The organism is Candidatus Dependentiae bacterium (assembly GCA_013821315.1).
Lineage (GTDB): Bacteria > Babelota > Babeliae > Babelales > Babelaceae > JACDHA01.
Genome location: JACDHA010000028.1, coordinates 1 through 16142, shown reverse-complemented (window position 1 = coordinate 16142; position 16142 = coordinate 1). Strand labels below are relative to the sequence as shown.

Below are 16142 nucleotides of genomic sequence, written 5' to 3'. Positions count from 1 at the left end.
TCAGTAGCATTTAGCCCTTGTGGTAAGTATGTTTTAACTGCGTCAATTGATAATACTGCTCGTTTATGGCTTCTTCCTCAACTAAAAACTTTAAATCTTGAGCAATTATTATTTGTCCTTACATCTCAAGAGCAGAGTATTAATATAGATGATATACGCGCAAAAAACTTATTAAGCTCTCTTTCATCAACAGTAGAGCCTTATGGTACATTACCAAGCAAAAACTATGCTACTAATCCCTTAGTTAAAGCTTATGTAGATCTTAGACGCCGACAACTCTTTGATGCAGCTGCTACTGACGACATTGATACTGTTAAAGCTTTGATAAAGAAAGGTTTTAACACAGTTTATACGGTTGATAAAGCAGGTAATAATCTGTGGCATTATGCATTTAGAGGCCATAAGGAAAATGATATTCTGTGTCCAAATGAGAAAGTATTAGCGTACTTACTAGAAATTGAAGGTAAAGATAAGGGGTTGATAAAAACTAATAAGGCAGGTCTGTATCCCTTTACTGAAGGTCTTTTCAACAACAAAGATTTTACAGCTAAGTTTATAAAAGGTTTATCGGAGCCGGAAACTAAAAAAAGTTATTGTACTATTCAGTAACCTTTTATAAAAAGCATTACTAAATCTTAACTTTATTAGGGACATTTCTCATGACTAACTTTTATAAATCAATTATTTTTATCCCCCTTCTTTTAACCCTTTCAAACAGTTACAGCTCTTTGTCTTCTTTACAAGATCGAGCAGCTGATAAAACTATAGAAGCATTACTTTCTCAAACATCTCAAGAAGAGCTTTCTGCTGTTATCTCTAGCATACCTGGAGAAATACAGCAAAGACTTAAGAATAAAGTGCTAGAAAAATACAAAGATGCTTTAAATAAAGCCCTAGCTACTTCATTTAAAAAGCTTAAAGGACATACCCATTGGGTAAGGTCAGTAGCATTTAGCCCTTGTGGTAAATTTGCTTTAACTGGATCAAGAGATGCAACTGCCCGTTTATGGGATTTAACCAGTGAGACTATTCTGCAAACGTTTAAAGGCCACATTGATGGGGTAACTTCAGTAGCATTTAGTCCTTGTGGTAAATTTGCTTTAACTGGGTCAGCTGATAGAACTGCTCGCTTATGGGATTTAGCTGCCGGTGTTACTCTGCTAGAGCTTGAAGGTCACACTGGCTCTGTATCTTCAGTAGCATTTAGTCCTTGTGGCAAGTATGCCTTAACTGGATCATGGGACAAAACTGCTCGTTTATGGGATTTAGCTACTGGTGCCATTATACAAGAACTTAAAGGTCATACTAGTAATGTAAGCTCAGTAGCATATAGCCCTTGTGGTAAATATGCTTTAACAGGGTCTTATGACTATACTGCTCGCTTATGGGATTTATCTACTGGTACTACTATACAAGAGCTTAAAGGCCATACTAATTGTATAATTTGCGTAGCATTGAGCTCTTGTGGCAAGTATGCTTTAACTGGGTCTTTAGATGAGATTGCTCGCTTATGGGATTTAGCTACTGGTACTACTATACAAGAGCTCAAAGGTCATACTAACCATATAATGTCAGTAGCATTAAGTCCTTGTGGCAAGTATGCTTTAACTGGGTCACGTGATACAACTGTTCACTTATGGGATTTAGCTACTGGTAGTACTATAAAAGAACTTAAAGGCCATACTAATTGGGTATCCTCAGTAACATTTAGTCCTTGTGGCAACTATGCTCTAACTGGGGCAAGTGATACAACTGCTTGTTTATGGTTTCTTCCTCAACTAAACATTCTAAGCGTTGAGCAGCTTTTGTTTGCCCTTACATTTCAAGAGCAGAACATTAATATAGATGATGTATGCACACAAAACTTACTAAACTCTTTATCATCAACAGTAGATCCTTATCCTACCTTGTCTAGCAGAGATTACGTTACTAACCCCTTAGTTAAAGCTTACATCGATCTTAGACGTAAACAACTCTTTCATGCAGCTGCTAATGATGATGTCGATACCGTTAAAGCTCTAATAAAAAAAAGTTTTAGCACAGTATATACTGTTGATAAAGCTGGTAATAATCTGTGGCATTATGCATTTAGAGGCCATAAGAAAAATGGTAGTGTGTGTGCAAATGAGAAAGTATTAGCCTATTTACTAGACGTTGAAGGTAAAGATAAAGGATTGATAACACCTAATAAGGCTGGTCTTTATCCATTTGCTGAAGGTCTTATTAACAACAAAGAGTTTACTGCTAAGTTTATAAAAGGGTTACTTAAGCCTGAGTCTATAGAAGATTTATTTAATACTGCAATTATAAAGATTTGCCAGGACCTGAAGCAATAAAAGTTTTAGCAGAACCTGTAGTTAGAGAAGAGGTAGCTGAGCCTGTAGCTAAAAAAAGTTACTGTACGGTTCAGTGACCTGTGAGTGCTTGAAATATTCAAGTTCGTCTATTTGGGCCTAAAAAGGGACTTGTTGATATCTGTATAGCATGGTTTAGTTGATTTAAATTAACTATGTTTTATGTTTGAATAATTCATTAATTTCTCCTTTTGCCTTATAGTTCGATATCGCTGATCTGCAAGTTATTTTGGTAGTTATTTGATTAAGGTAGTTGCATGTGTTGTAATGCTCCATTACAGACATGCGTTCCTAATAACCACTCACACAAATCACGACAGGCAAGGCGACTTATTAGAAAAATATAGGATATCTTTATATTATGTTGTTTTTAATTAGAAAATAAGTCTGATACCCTGAAACAAATAACTATATAAAATGACAAAGGATATAAATGAAAAAATTACTTTTTGCTCTGGTACTCCTATTGCCCTGCATTAGGGCCATGAATGATAAACAGAATATCGACCAACAGTTGATCAAAGCAGCTGAAAGAGGCAATGTGCAGCAAGTTGCTAAACTATTGGAACAAGGAGCCAATCCCAATGTAACTAATGAATGTGGGGATACACTACTTCACGCTGCTATCAGCAGTGGCCGTAACATTCAGATGGTACGAATACTACTTGAAAAAGGTGCTAATATTAATGCTGTTGACGTCAGTAGCGGTATGGACTTTACACCACTTCATATGGCTGCTTACTTAGGCGATGTCGATGTCGCACAAATTCTTATGGAAGCTGGTGCAGATCCTTTTATTGAAAATGGTGCTGGTCACAAAGCTATGAACATTGCCTATGAAGAGTGTTATTTGGGAGGGAGTTCTGAAGACAAAGAAACAACTGGAGCAATACTAGCGCGGTATTTCTACCTTGTACAAGAGGCTAAAACGAATCCTACGCAAAACACGCTGGAAAAAGCAATTGAAGGTGGTTACACAGCCTTAATAAAACAACTACTACAAAAGCTCAAAATAACACAAGAGCAGGTGGAAAAAACATTGCGAAAGGTAATTAAATGGGGGCGCCTAGCCCCAATAAAACCATTACTACAAAAGCTCAAACCAACAGAAGAGCAGATAGCTGAATATGGTAAAATTGTTGTTTGTAAGCTCAAACCATTGCAAGAGATAGTAGTTAAGTACGGTAGAATTATTCGTAATCGTAAGCGGAGACTTGAGTATTATGAAATAACTAATTATGAACAAGCCAAGGAAATGCATAGACAATACAGTCAAATAGGGCAAATACTACGAGATTACCTATTACATTATAAAACGGTTGTTGGTGCGTTAACTGCTGGTAATCTTCCTCAAGATCTTGTTAACGTTATTACTGCTTACGCTTTGTAAAAAACTTTAAGATATATATTGTCTTTACTAAAAATAACCAGAAAACCACATGTCTGTTTAAGCCTGCGGGTGAATGGTTATCCTAATTTGGTCTCAAGTGCAAAGCTTTTTTTGGAAGGCCAATATATTTGGCATAATTAGATGAGTAAATATTGGGTAGATGGTCATACAAAGCACAGAATAATGTATTATTTAGTTTGTATACCAAAATAGAAAAAAACTGCTAAAAGATGCTATTGCAGAACGGTTAAAACAATTATTTTATCAATGTACAGAGATAAATGGCTGGTTTATAGAAGAGTTAAATTTGCAGTTAGTTCTCATGTCCATATGATGATAAAATTAAAGCCGAATGTAAGCGCAAGCACAGCTGTGCAATACCTAAAAGGTAGTAGCAGTAAAATAATAAGAAAAGAATTTCCAGAGCTAGATGAATCTTTGTGGGAGATGGCTTTTGGGCAAATGAATATTTTGCTGAAACTTGTCGTAAATATATAGTCCTAATAGTTTTATTTAGCAGAAGCCACAGCTTAAAAGCTGTGGCGCGCGTTCACTTAGGTGATTTGTTTTACACATACTGAGCAATAAGATGAGCAATATCTTCAGGAAGCTGGAGAGAAGAAGTTATGGTTTCTATTTCTAAAGCGCTATATTTATTTTTAATATCTTCATCAGTACTTATAGCCTATAGCTTTATATTGATTTTCGTTTGTCTTGTTATAACAACTCTGGGCTAATGCACCATATTGTTTTATTTTGTCCAATGATAAATAGAATTTGAGCAACATAAGAGTTACAAGCTTTGTGTAACCATATTCAATACATCTGAGTTAATTTTTATCTTTCCCTTTATCTTAGATAATAGTTTATCCTAAAACCTTAAAGTTTATTGAATAGTACATATTCCTGTTATTTTGTCATATACAGCAGATAAATTAACATTCTTAACTCTGCAGCAGTTACTAATAAATTTCATTGTAAATTCTGCATGGTACATAAGACCAATAGTAAATGGATATAATCCTTGTTTATTCGGTTTGATAAGCCCTTCTCTTTTGCCTTCAAGCTCGAGTAAATATGCTAATACGTTTTGACTAGGACAAAAAATGCTATCTTTTACATATCCCTTAAAGGCATAATGCCATAGGCTATTACCATTTTTATCAAAAGTATATTCAGTCTTAAACCCTTTTTCTACTAAAGTTTTAACAGTATCAATATCATCATTAGCCGCTGCAAAAAAGAGCTGTCTACGTCTAAGATCTATATATGCTTTAATTAAGGGAATTTTTGTATAATCTTTACCTGGCAATGTATAAAATGGATCTATAAGAGATGAAAGAGAAAGTAAAAGTTTTTGTGTAGGAATGTCTTCTAAGTCTATATTCTTAGTAGCACAATTACTTATAAATAATAACTGTTCTAAAGAAAGCGCTTCTAATTTATTAAAAGGTAATGTCCATAAACCAATAGTATCTCGTCCTATGTTTGTTAAAGCATAGTTGCCACAGCAGCTAAATTCCATTCTACTAGCTTCAAACCCCTTTATTTGTTTACCTGTGCTTAAATCCCACACACGAGCAACGCTATCATAACGAGCAGTTAATGCATATTTATTATCTGGGCTTAATGCTAAAGAATGTATAGCCCATGTATCCTTCAGCTCTTTTAAAATAATACCAGTAGCTACATCCCATAAGCGTATAATATAATCTCTCGTTCCATTTAAATTACGAGATGCAGTTAAAACAAAACGACTATCAGAACTTAAAGCTACGGCAGTTATCTCAGTATCATTAGCATGACCTTTAAATTCTTGAACTATAACACCAGTGTTTGTATCTAACAAACAAGCAACTGCATTTTTGCAACTTATAAGAGCGTAATTACAACAGGAGCTAAAAGCTATTGCTTTTAAGTCTTTAATTGAGTTGGGTAGAGTTTTTATGATTTTATTGTCCGTTATTAAATCCCATACATAAAGAGTCCCATCTTCGGTACCAATTAAAGCTCTATCGCCACTAGTAGCAAAAGCGGCTACCATTATCTTACCAGTATTGAGTTTTACCTCTTGTAACAACTTTTCATTGATTATATCCCATAAACGGACACTTTCATCAGCTGAGCCAGTTAAAGCATACTTATTGCAGCTACTCAAAGCTACTGTAGTTACTTCTTTCGTGTGACCTTTTAATATAGTTCTCATAATACCAGCATTCAAGTCCCAATAACCGGCGCCATTTTTTCCTGCCACTAATACAAATTTATTATCAGAGCTAAATACTCTATTGTCAACGTTTAAAAAGATTTTTTTATTAGACTCATCCCTAGAGGCTAGGTATTTGTATTCCTTAGGAGATAGATTTGTTGTTTCTAGAATAGAGCTTTGGTACTTGTCAAAAAGTAGTCTTTTAAGTTTTTCTTGTATTTTGTTAGGTATGGTTTTAACACAAGAAAAGACATCTGCAGGTGTTTGAGAAAGTAATGTTTCTATAGTCTTATCAGCTGCTAAGTCTAGTAGTGAAGCTAAAGAGTTAGAGCTATAAGATGCTATCAAAATAGTTAATGAAAAAGTTATTTGTTTGTACAAATTAATCATAAAATAGCCTATTTTAAAGTATGTTCAAATAAATTAATACATGTTCAGGATGCAAAAGAAATATCATTAAAGTTAATATTTATTATATCTTACTTTAAAACTATGTCAATCTGTTAATTTTTATTATCAAGCAACCTAGTTTAATATATGTAAAAATTCAGTGGTCTTTTAATTCTTTCCCTTTATCTAAGTATTAATTGGTTTACGCCAAGTTAAACACTTTACTTTTTTATCTATCGTGAGCGAGCAAACAGCAACTACTTTTAGCCTTTATATTTATAGCGTATAATTGTATTAATACTATACAATTTCATATATTCATTCAAAATGGGTCTAAATTAATGCAGGCATATCTTAAATTTACCCTCTATCTCTTTGTCTATTAAATTTTTATACCCAAAACAATATAGTTACTGCACTTAAGTTTAAATATCTCTTCTTGGCTCATTTTTAAGGGGTGTTTTGTTTAATCAATTATATGCTGAACTTACTCAAGTTCTTACATGCTTATTCCTAATGAATAAAACTGAAATATCCTTAAACGATAAGAGTTGGTGGTTTACCCTTTGCTCTACAAAATAAAATTAGTTAACGCTGCTCAAGTCTAAAGCCTCGAGCGGAGCCTTGGGCGAGCACCGAGGAAATACGAACGAAGTGAGTTCCGTCAAGATATCCAACTGCTAGGGCCGGTATGGGCCCAAAGTTAAGATTTAAATTGCGGGGCTAAAAGAGAAATTTAATAAATGATATTCCTTATTCTCTAATATTACTAATATCTTTAATATTATTAATATCAAAATTTGTCGTTCGAAAATAACGATTGAATAGTGCTTCTCATTTTCAAGAGTACACGCGCTACCTACTAAAAGTACACGCGCTACCTACTAAAAGTACACGCGCTACCTACTAAAAGTACACGCGCTACCTACTAAAAGTATCAAAATTATATTAAAAAATGGGCCAAAATTATGTTAAGAATACAATGTTTTGTTAAGATAAAATTACTCTAGTTATTGATACTTATGAGTTATAGGCTTTGTTCTTTTTTTAGTATGAGCCTTAATATCTTCTGGGTTAAAACCTAGTCCTATAGCTTCTGCTTGAGTTTTCCATAATCTTTTAATAATAACTTTTTCTATGTAACGAAGTTCTTCAGGTTTACCGGGCTTATAGACAAATATATAGTCTATAAGCTTTTGCTTTTTACCTGACTCTAAACTTTCAATTACTTTTTCCCATGCTTGTGTTTTACGACGTAGAGGTATAGACCATTGGCCCACATTAAGACACTGTTGCAGATCCCATTCGACGTACTCTTTTTGTGATCCTAATTCTGCATGACGTAATGCAAGTGATAAGTTAAAGCCGCGGCGGTGGTCATTATTAAAATCATGGTTAATTTTTAAGATGCTCTCAAGCGGTATGTAAAGACGGCTCATCTTTTTAAACCAGAGATCAATAAAATCTTTCATAATACTTACCTGGCGAATATTGGCAATTGTTGTCTCATCTGCAAGTGTCTCAAATGATTTTACTTTAAGCAGTGTAAAACTGGTAAAGACAACATTCGTCTCATGTCCTAGCTGTTGCTGTGTTTTAGCAGTTTCTTTAGAGTCTTTCAGGAAAAATTGTAAGCCAGATAATTGAAGTATAGAGCACAAAAATTTTTGTTTATTTTTTGGCATAAGCTTATATTTTCTTGTGCCAAAAATATGATCCATAACTTCTTGACCGGTGATACGTTCTATTTCTTGGCCAAGTAGATTTTTATCGTACATATATTGATACAACATCATAAAGGCAACAAAGCCTTGAGTGCTTCCTAGGGTGATAATTTTTTCAAAAAATTTCCCTAGGGCAATATCCTCATCGATAGATATAATTTTAACGTATTCTTCAGGAGTTTTAATTTTAAATTTGTGCACTTCATCAAGGTTAATAACTGAATTTGTTGACGTGTATTTTTTTAAATCAGCAGATTCAGAACGTGAGTTTTTGTGGCCTTCATAAAAGGCTCTTAAAGCAGGTGTTAATTTGGTTTTCATGCTCTACTTCTAAAAGGGCTACAGGTTAGTACTTTCACTGTAATAAAAATAATATCACACTCTCAGTTTCGATAGTAAGATTAGTGTTTAAAATAGATCTGCATGAGTACCTGTATGCGCAAAAGTTATATATGTTTCTGTTTTTTCATATATCAGCAACCAATCAGGCTCTATATGACATTCCCAAAAGCCTTTATAATTACCTTGAAGCTTATGATTTCGATTCTTAGCAGGTAAGGGTTTATTCTCAAGTAAAAGCTCAATAATAGTTATAAGTTTTTCTATATCTTTCCCCCGCTTTTTAGTTTTTTTTACACCTTTTAGAAAGTCTTGTTTGTAAATAGCTTCTAACATTTAAATCGACCGAATTTTTTTAATAAATTCTTCTTTATTTTTAGCTTTTTTTAGGCCTTTTTTCTCTTTAATTTCATCAAGGATGTGGCGTGTTTCTTCATTTGGCATATGAGTGCTAAGGGAACATACGTCTAACGCATCCAAGGCTTCTAAAATAAGCTCTCGCATAGTTGTACCTAGTGTAGCAGCTCGGGTTTTAAGTCTACGATGTTGCTCTTTTGGTAATGCAATAAGTATATGTGCTAAGTCATTTCTTGTATTCATAGTAATCCTTTCAATTTATATAAATATATTAACATATAAACATATATTTATAAAGGCTTATGGCAGATGGTGATTTACCTCCAAGATTTAAAGAATGCCCATAGTTATCAAGACAAAGTACAGTGGCTGCCCCTTGCTAGTTAGATAGTTTATGTTGCTCTAATGGATGTACTAAAGACTTTAATGAGCAGGTGGTGTTTGGCTTAAGCTTTTCAACAATATCTTTAAGTGTAACAGTGTAAATAAGAATTTCATCAGAGAAAGCGTAATCACCTTCGCTATTATAAGGCTTACGTATAGATTTAGCATACTGAGCTATTTTGGTTAGCTCTCCCCTTTCAGCTTGAGAGATAAGCTGTTGGTCACAACATACTTGAAACACTTTATTGGGTGCCAATGAGCGTACAGCATACTTTTCTTTTAAGTATGATTTTAAATAGGTTATTGTAAGGTCATAGTAATGTTCAAAGCGCCTATTGATAGCAGTGTTATACGCTAGCCTATCAATAGCATCTTCAAATACTTGAGCATCTACTGTTTCTTGATTTGCTAGGTGATCTGTATTTTCTTTTTTTTCATCAAGCCATTTATCGGCTGATCTAAATGTTTTAACAAGAATAGTAGAAATAAGATCTTCTAGGCGGCTATAGGTTTTAAGCCAAATGTCATAATGTTGATTGAGGGTTTTCATGGAAACTCCTTGTAGTTTGAGGTATGTGTCTTTTAAGCATACGTGCAATTTGAGATATATAAAAGAGCGTTCCTGCCCGTGTACGGTAGCCACGTAGGTTAACTTCACGTGTTATTTGCCTAAGTGATAATCCTTGAGCTCGTAATTCAATAGCTACTGTAATAACTTTCTGTTCTTGAGGGCAAGATTCTGTCTTGGATGTCTGGTCAACATATCTATATCCATAAGGCAAATTACTCCGTCCAGCAAGTTTAGTTGCTGGTGCTGATTTTATTGAAGAAACCATTTTAGCTGCTTGAGCAGGCATAAAAAGAGTGTTATTTCTGCTTTTATAGCCTAACTGATTAAGCTCATGTGCTATAGCTTTAAGTGAATACCCTTGAGCGCGTAATGCTTGTGCTTTGGTTATAACTTCTTGTTCTCTATGACAGGGCTCTATGCTCTTTTTAGCAGGACAAAACATAAAACCGTAGGGTACGGTGCCCGGTCCTTTTTGGGGTAATGAACTTGTTCTTTTGAGCATTCTGCTGATCTGGCTTATGCAAAAGTGGTTTCCTGTTCTACCACGATAGCCAAGTCTATTGAGCATATCTGTTATTTTGCTTAGGGTAAGTTTTTGGCAGCGCAAGTGTTTAGCAAGATTTACTATCTGTTGTTCATCTGGGCAGTGTTCTACTTTAGTACCATTATATTTAAAGCCATAAGGCAATGTGCGTTTACCACGAGGCTTATTTTCTTGTTCTTTAGCGTAGCTTTTAAGTATGCGAGCAATTTGTGTTAACTGGTGTTCAGTGCCTTTTCGTGTACGAGCTCCTTGAAGACTAAGCTGTTGTTGTATAGCCCTTAATGAATATCCTGAAGCGTGGAGTTTACGTGCTGTAGCAATTACTTTCTGTTCTTCTGGGCAACTTACAAGATGATTGCCTGACTCTTTTTTTTTAAAGCCATAAGGCACTGTTCCTGTAACTTCTTCTTTTGCTTTTTTATAAGCTGCTACCTCTTGAGTTCTTGAAATAGGGTACTCGATACTATTTTCAGTGTAGAGTCGTGTTATTTTATAACCTTGAGCTAACGTCATATCCGTATCTTCAAGTGTTGAAACAAACTGAACGCCTAACTTTCTAAGTATATGAAAAAAGCGTACTTTTAAGATAGTGCTACGTGATATACGGTCTTGATTGGTGCAGATAAATACATCACCATACTGGAGTGAATTTAAGGATTTTGAAAGGCCAGGACGTTGCTCTAAAGGTACATCATGTGCTACATCACTATCAATAAAAACATGCGTATCTTGTAGGCCTAGACTCGATGCTTTTTCCTTGCATACGCTTATTTGAATAGACACTCCAGCATGTTGACTTTTAGTTGAAACGCGGATGTATAAAACTGCTTTCATGTAAAACTTTCTTTTGCTTTAAAACTACTACCAATCGAGACTAGCAAAAACAGAAAAGAAAGTCATTAGACACCATGCGTTACCCCTTGTTACACGGGGGGGTTGCACAGCACTGAGTATTAGTGCTCTTAATAGCTTGATCTAATCAGGTATTAGAGTATAAATATAGGATTAGTGTACACTGTGTTGTCGTTACCCCTTGTTACTCCCCTTTATCCTAAATTCTTTTTATCTCTTGAATAAGCGCTCTAAGTGCTTTTAAAGTATATCTTTTACTGATGATATTTAGATAAGGCTTATTAGAACGGTTAGTGTACACCACCCCTTTTTATAACTATTAATTAAGCAGGCGTTCCCTGCTTTAATTAACAAGCCTTGGCTAGCCACAGCATCAAGCCATGTGGCCTAGCCTTTAGGCGATTAAGATTAAAGAGAAATTTGGTGTTTAAAATTAGTTTTAAATAAGTTAAGGAGTAATTGTTTAAACAACCCAACTTTTAATTTTTAGAATTTGAAGTTGCTTAAAGAGGGGTGCTTGGCTAAGCTAAAAGAAGCAAAAGACATAGTTAACTTTTACCGTCTGAGATAGTTCATGAAAAATTTACCAAGAGATGTAAGCGATTTTGAAAAGATGATCACTCAAAATTACGTGTATGTTGATAAAACTCAGTATATTTATAACTTATATGCTACAGGTGACACACATCATTTTCTTTCACGTCCTCGTCGTTTTGGTAAGTCTCTTCTTGTCTCTACATTAAAAGAATTATTTTCTGGAAATAAAGAACTTTTTAAAGACTTGTGGATAGGCAGTAGTGACTATAAATGGCAAGAGTATTCTGTTATTCATTTGGATTTTGCTGATATAAGTCATGAGACTGCTACCGAATTAAAGTTAAGCTTAGGTTGGGCTTTAAATTCTATAGCTCAGCAATACGCTGTAGATATATCTCAAGCTCCAACGCTTAATGCTAAGTTTAGTTTTTTAGTTAAACAATTAGCTCAAAAAAATAAAGTTGTTCTCTTAATTGATGAGTATGATAAACCGGTACTTGATCATATTGAAAATAAAGAGAGAGCAAAAGCACAACAAGCTGTACTTAAAAGCTTTTACGATACTATTAAAGGTCTTAATAGCTATTTACATGCTGTCTTTATAACGGGAGTAAGCAAATTTTCTAAAACCTCTATCTTTTCTGGACTAAATAATCTTATAGATATTACTATGGCTTCTCCAGGTGTAGCTTTACTTGGTTATACCAAAAGTGAAATAGAATACTATTTCAAAGATTACATTGATGATTTTGCTCATGCAAAAAAACGTACTGTTACAACTATCATGAATGAGATGGAAGTCTGGTATAATGGTTACCGCTTTTCTCAAGAACCTACCCGTGTTTATAATCCTTATTCAGTGCTTTACTATCTTAAAGATAAAGAACAGGCTAACTACTGGTTTGAATCTGGGACTCCATCTTTTCTTATTAAATTAATACAAAATCAGTATGATGCTCTTGAAGATATCAAAGATATAGAGCTTAGCGTTCAAAGTCTTGGAACATTTGATATAACTCATATCCCCCTTATACCTCTGCTTTTTCAAACAGGTTATCTTACTATTACTGATTACAATAGAGAAACTAAAAAGTATAAGCTTAATTACCCTAATGCTGAGGTAAGTGAATCATTTCAAACATTTATTATTACAGCACTAACAGAGCATAATGCTACAACAGTAGAGCGTTCTGTTTCTCGTATGGTCAAAGCTCTTAATTCCAATGATGTTGATGCTTTTTGCATGGTACTTCAAAGTCTTTTTGCTCATATACCTTCTAATTTATATATTGAACAAGAGCGCTATTTTCACTCACTTTTTCAGTTTCTAGGTAATTTACTTGGCCTAGAAATACAGTCAGAAATAGTAACTGATAAAGGGCGTATTGATCTAGTTATCACTACAAACCAATATATTTATATCTTTGAGCTTAAGTTTAATACAAGCCCAGATGTCGCATTACAGCAAATAGAAGATAGAAGATATTATGAGCGGTATTTGATTAGTAAACAACATATTGTACTTATTGGTCTTGCTTTCAATTATAAAAAAAAGAAATTAACCCTTGAGTGGCAAAAAAAGTTAATACAGTGATATTTTAAGCATAGGCAACCTTTCTCTTATGAACCTAGAAAAAACCTAGAAGTTTTTGATAACACATAACTTCTAGGTTAAGTAAAAATTAGCAATATTCAAGAGTAATAAGTGCGTTAGCGGGTAATTAATCATTTCGTTTTTAGACTTCTAGGTAATGAGCCATCTATACGTTTAGCTGTCTAGATATCTAGACGTATAGCCACGTAAATGTCTTGACTGCTATTTGTTTTGTTAGAGTGAAATTGCTGCTTTTAATTCAGACTACTTAATTTGTAAATTGTATGGTATCTGAACATATTACTTTAGGTGGACGAGATATCACAGGTAGAGGACAGTATTACTTCTTAGATAAAACATAGCTTACATATAAAGAGTGTAGATGGTATATATACTCTTTATATGTAAGCTATATATACTAGATGTTTTGTTTTAGTTCTTTCAAAGCACAGTCAAGTAATTCTAAGATAAACTGATTTCTGTAAGGCTTACTTGTTTTTTTATTGCGTTCTTTGTCAAGTAGCTTTAGTAGCCCTTTTGGCAGTCTTAGAATAATACGGCAGCTTTCAGCATCAGAATCCTGAACAGACTCTTTAGGCAATTCGGGGGATCTTTCTACTGTTGCTAGCTGTGTAGTACTGCCACCTTGAGCGATAAACTTTTCAACGTCTTTAGGTAATTTAGCTATAGCCATTATCTTTCCCCCTTTATCTTATTTCAACTTTCTTTATACAGTAACCTCTATAAGCTATAGAATATATATATAAGCTATAGCTATACTCTATATACAATATATAGTTACTCTATAGTATATATAGCATCATGAAGTGCTTTGATTTCAGTAACTGCTTTATAATCTGTGTTATCTTCTACAACACCTTTGCCACATGCTGTAGCATTAGAAAAAGCATTACGTTGACCTATAGTAACGGGCAATAAAGACATGCCTTGCAGCTCAGCTAAAATAGTTTGTGCTTGTTCGTTATCTGATCCACGAGGTTTAGCACAATTTACAAATGAATGTGCTATCAGTCTTTGATTAAACATTTTAGCATTTAAAATTAAAGAATTAACATCAGTGGCTGTCCATACGTCAAAGCTTTTTGGTTGAAAAGGGACGATAAACTTGTCTGCAACCATAAGAGCAGCTCGTAATGACGTTGTATCACGCCCCCCGCAGTCAATAAGAATATCATCATAATTTAATGCTAATTTTTGTATTTCAGTGCATACATTGTTTCCCTCTAAACGTATAGTAGTCCATGGTGTTGATATTTGACTAGCCATACGTAAGTTCACCCAATTGCTTGCAGATCTTTGTTCATCTGCGTCAACAAGAAGCACTCTTTTACCCATAAGTGCTCGTATAACAGTTAGATTGACACATGTCATGGATTTACCTGAACCACCTTTTATGCCACCAATTGCTACTATCATTTTTACCTCTCCCCTAATAAAATTAATATAGAGCACATATACACTAGATATATAGTAACTATAGATTGCATATAACCTCTACAGCTTATATATAGTATCTGCATATATAACAAAATAACCTTAGATAAGTAAATGGTTAGATAGGCTATTAGAAAGCTTTAAAAGAAATGAGTAGTGTAATAGACGGTTATTTATCAGGAATATACCCTATTAATTATGATCTATTATTTGACATTTTGCATTATATATTTAATCTTATATTTATATGCGTGTCTAAATAATAAATTATAAAGAGAGCCAACTCATGACTAATTTCCCTAAATCAATTGTTTTCATTACCTTTCTTTTAAACCTTTCAAACAGTTACAGTTCTTTGTCTTCTTTGCAAGATCGAGCAGCTGATAAAACTCTAGAAGCACTACTCTCTCAAACATCGCGAAAAGAGCTTTCTAGTGTTATCTCTAGCATGCCTGAAAAGGTACAACAAAGACTTAAAGGCAAAGTATTAGTGAAATATAAAGATGCTATAGATAAAGCTCTACCTACTTCATTTAAAGAGCTTAAAGGCCATACTAAGGCTATAAATTCAGTAGCATTCAGCCCTTGTGGCAACTTTGCGTTAACTGGATCAGATGATAAAACTGCCCGCTTATGGAATTTGGTTACTGGTGCTACTATAAGAGAGCTTAAAGGTCATACTTATTCTGTAGGTTCAGTAGCTTTTAGTCCTTGTGGTAAGTATGCATTAACTGGATCAAATGATAGAACTGCTCGCTTATGGAATTTAGCTACTGGTACTACTATAAAAGAGCTTAAAGGCCATACTGATCGGCTAACTTCAGTAGCATTGAGTCCTTGTGGCAAATGTGCTTTAACTGCATCAGGTGCTAACACTGTTTATTTACAGGATTTAACTGCTGGTACTACTATAAAAGAGCTTAAAGGCCATACTTATTGGGTAACTTCAGTAACATTTAGCCCTTGTGGCGAATATGCTTTAACTGGATCAATTGATGAAACTGCTCGTTTATGGAATTTAGCTACTGGTACTACTATAAAGGAGTTTAAAGGTCATATTAATCAGGTAAGATCAGTAGCATTTAGCCCTTGTGGTAAGTATGCTTTAACTGGATCAATTGATGAAACTGCTCGTTTATGGAATTTAGCTACTGGTACTACTATAAAGGAACTTAGAGGTCATACCAATCTAGTAGCATCAGTAGCATTTAGCCCTTGTGGCAACTATGCTTTAACTGGGTCTGATGATAATACTGTTCGTTTATGGCATTTAGCTACTGGCACTGCTATAAAAGAGCTTAAAGACCCTGGATCCTCAGTAGCATTTAGCCCTTGTGGTAAGTATGTTTTAACTGCGTCAATTGATAATACTGCTCGTTTATGGCTTCTTCCTCAACTAAAAACTTTAAATCTTGAGCAATTATTATTTGTCCTTACATCTC

Annotated in this window: 14 protein-coding genes; 6 read left to right on the top strand and 8 right to left on the bottom strand. The window is 34.3% G+C overall.

Features of this window, described 5'->3' with window-relative positions:
- From H0X48_06025 to H0X48_06010, 4 genes are all read left to right on the top strand, one after another.
- A partial coding sequence (locus H0X48_06025; GenBank protein MBA3954849.1) for a hypothetical protein occupies positions 1 to 609 on the top strand: 609 nt, incomplete at its 5' end.
- A gap of 50 nt (positions 610 to 659) precedes the next feature.
- A complete protein-coding gene (locus H0X48_06020) occupies positions 660 to 2336 on the top strand; it encodes a WD40 repeat domain-containing protein (GenBank protein MBA3954848.1) in 1677 nt (558 codons plus the stop codon).
- A 451-nt stretch (positions 2337 to 2787) separates the two neighbouring features.
- Positions 2788 to 3744: an ankyrin repeat domain-containing protein gene (locus tag H0X48_06015; protein ID MBA3954847.1), complete on the top strand. Its 957-nt coding sequence runs from the start codon at positions 2788 to 2790 to the stop codon at positions 3742 to 3744.
- Positions 3745 to 4074: 330 nt separating this feature from the next.
- Positions 4075 to 4242, top strand: coding sequence for a transposase (locus H0X48_06010; GenBank protein MBA3954846.1), 168 nt, complete (start codon positions 4075 to 4077; stop codon positions 4240 to 4242).
- A gap of 388 nt (positions 4243 to 4630) precedes the next feature.
- Here H0X48_06010 and H0X48_06005 read toward each other — a convergent pair whose 3' ends face one another.
- From H0X48_06005 to H0X48_05980, 6 genes are all read right to left on the bottom strand, one after another.
- Positions 4631 to 6343, bottom strand: coding sequence for a WD40 repeat domain-containing protein (locus tag H0X48_06005; GenBank protein ID MBA3954845.1), 1713 nt, complete (start codon positions 6341 to 6343; stop codon positions 4631 to 4633).
- Positions 6344 to 7353: 1010 nt separating this feature from the next.
- The gene (locus H0X48_06000; protein ID MBA3954844.1) at positions 7354 to 8388 is read right to left on the bottom strand and encodes a hypothetical protein; all 1035 of its coding nucleotides are present in this window, start codon (positions 8386 to 8388) and stop codon (positions 7354 to 7356) included.
- An 87-nt stretch (positions 8389 to 8475) separates the two neighbouring features.
- The gene (locus tag H0X48_05995) at positions 8476 to 8742 is read right to left on the bottom strand and encodes a type II toxin-antitoxin system YafQ family toxin (protein ID MBA3954843.1); all 267 of its coding nucleotides are present in this window, start codon (positions 8740 to 8742) and stop codon (positions 8476 to 8478) included.
- Positions 8743 to 9006, bottom strand: a complete 264-nt coding sequence (locus H0X48_05990) for a hypothetical protein (protein MBA3954842.1) — start codon at positions 9004 to 9006, stop codon at positions 8743 to 8745. It abuts the gene before it with no gap.
- Positions 9007 to 9142: 136 nt separating this feature from the next.
- A complete protein-coding gene (locus tag H0X48_05985) occupies positions 9143 to 9697 on the bottom strand; it encodes a hypothetical protein (protein ID MBA3954841.1) in 555 nt (184 codons plus the stop codon).
- Positions 9672 to 11096, bottom strand: coding sequence for a recombinase family protein (locus H0X48_05980; protein ID MBA3954840.1), 1425 nt, complete (start codon positions 11094 to 11096; stop codon positions 9672 to 9674). The genes H0X48_05985 and H0X48_05980 overlap by 26 nt, the downstream gene beginning before the upstream one ends.
- A gap of 592 nt (positions 11097 to 11688) precedes the next feature.
- Here H0X48_05980 and H0X48_05975 point away from each other — a divergent pair.
- Entirely contained in the window at positions 11689 to 13245 is a 1557-nt protein-coding gene (locus H0X48_05975) for an AAA family ATPase (protein ID MBA3954839.1), read from the top strand.
- A gap of 418 nt (positions 13246 to 13663) precedes the next feature.
- Here H0X48_05975 and H0X48_05970 read toward each other — a convergent pair whose 3' ends face one another.
- Both H0X48_05970 and H0X48_05965 read right to left on the bottom strand, forming a co-directional pair.
- On the bottom strand, positions 13664 to 13939 hold the full coding sequence (locus H0X48_05970; GenBank protein ID MBA3954838.1) for a hypothetical protein: 276 nt from the start codon (positions 13937 to 13939) through the stop codon (positions 13664 to 13666).
- Positions 13940 to 14043: 104 nt separating this feature from the next.
- The gene (locus H0X48_05965) at positions 14044 to 14682 is read right to left on the bottom strand and encodes an AAA family ATPase (protein ID MBA3954837.1); all 639 of its coding nucleotides are present in this window, start codon (positions 14680 to 14682) and stop codon (positions 14044 to 14046) included.
- Between the two features lie 304 nt (positions 14683 to 14986).
- Between H0X48_05965 and H0X48_05960 the strand changes: the two genes are divergently transcribed.
- On the top strand, positions 14987 to 16142 hold a 1156-nt coding region (locus H0X48_05960; protein ID MBA3954836.1), incomplete at its 3' end, for a WD40 repeat domain-containing protein.

Excerpts from the sequence above, each read along its gene's own strand:
- H0X48_05970 (MBA3954838.1), bottom strand. The coding sequence starts at position 13,939 with ATGGCTATAGCTAAATTACCTAAAGACGTTGAAAAGTTTATCGCTCAA.
- H0X48_06000 (MBA3954844.1), bottom strand. The coding sequence starts at position 8,388 with ATGAAAACCAAATTAACACCTGCTTTAAGAGCCTTTTATGAAGGCCAC.
- H0X48_05990 (MBA3954842.1), bottom strand. The coding sequence starts at position 9,006 with ATGAATACAAGAAATGACTTAGCACATATACTTATTGCATTACCAAAA.
- H0X48_06005 (MBA3954845.1), bottom strand. The coding sequence starts at position 6,343 with ATGATTAATTTGTACAAACAAATAACTTTTTCATTAACTATTTTGATA.
- H0X48_05980 (MBA3954840.1), bottom strand. The coding sequence starts at position 11,096 with ATGAAAGCAGTTTTATACATCCGCGTTTCAACTAAAAGTCAACATGCT.
- H0X48_05995 (MBA3954843.1), bottom strand. The coding sequence starts at position 8,742 with ATGTTAGAAGCTATTTACAAACAAGACTTTCTAAAAGGTGTAAAAAAA.
- H0X48_05975 (MBA3954839.1), top strand. The coding sequence starts at position 11,689 with ATGAAAAATTTACCAAGAGATGTAAGCGATTTTGAAAAGATGATCACT.
- H0X48_05965 (MBA3954837.1), bottom strand. The coding sequence starts at position 14,682 with ATGATAGTAGCAATTGGTGGCATAAAAGGTGGTTCAGGTAAATCCATG.
- H0X48_05985 (MBA3954841.1), bottom strand. The coding sequence starts at position 9,697 with ATGAAAACCCTCAATCAACATTATGACATTTGGCTTAAAACCTATAGC.
- H0X48_06010 (MBA3954846.1), top strand. The coding sequence starts at position 4,075 with ATGATGATAAAATTAAAGCCGAATGTAAGCGCAAGCACAGCTGTGCAA.
- H0X48_06015 (MBA3954847.1), top strand. The coding sequence starts at position 2,788 with ATGAAAAAATTACTTTTTGCTCTGGTACTCCTATTGCCCTGCATTAGG.
- H0X48_06020 (MBA3954848.1), top strand. The coding sequence starts at position 660 with ATGACTAACTTTTATAAATCAATTATTTTTATCCCCCTTCTTTTAACC.